The organism is Neobacillus paridis, assembly GCF_016765675.1.
Taxonomy (GTDB): Bacteria; Bacillota; Bacilli; order Bacillales; family Cytobacillaceae; genus Neobacillus; species Neobacillus paridis.
The window spans coordinates 1-601 of record NZ_JAESWB010000205.1; the positions used below are offsets into that span (position 1 = coordinate 1).

The 601-nt window shown below is 57.9% G+C and carries 1 protein-coding gene; it reads left to right on the forward strand.

The genetic code is table 11. The features are described from left to right. Positions 1-601, forward strand: a 601-nt coding sequence (locus JK635_RS28530) for an AAA family ATPase (RefSeq protein ID WP_202654705.1), incomplete at both ends; no start/stop codon positions are given.

Consider the following 601-nt stretch of genomic DNA (forward strand, 5'->3'; position numbering starts at 1 on the left):
AAGAGTTGGTGGATTTCCTGCGTGATCCAACCAAGTTCCAGAAACTGGGTGGCCGTATTCCACGCGGCGTGCTGATGGTTGGCCCTCCGGGTACGGGTAAGACGCTGCTCGCCCGTGCCATCGCTGGCGAAGCAAAAGTCCCGTTCTTCACGATTTCCGGTTCTGATTTTGTCGAGATGTTCGTCGGCGTGGGTGCGTCACGCGTTCGTGACATGTTCGAGAACGCAAAGAAGCATTCTCCCTGCATCATTTTCATTGACGAAATCGATGCGGTTGGCCGTCATCGTGGTGCTGGAATGGGTGGCGGAAACGATGAGCGTGAACAAACGCTGAACCAGTTGCTGGTGGAAATGGACGGTTTTGAAGCCAATGCCGGCGTCATCGTCATTGCTGCCACCAACCGCGCGGATGTGCTGGACAAGGCCCTGCTGCGTCCGGGTCGTTTCGACAGGCAGGTGGTCGTTGGCCTGCCAGACATTCGCGGCCGTGAGCAGATTCTTTATGTTCACATGCGCAAGGTGCCGATCGCGCCTGACGTCAAGGCTGACGTGCTCGCCCGCGGCACACCAGGTTTTTCGGGCGCTGACCTGGCCAACCTTGT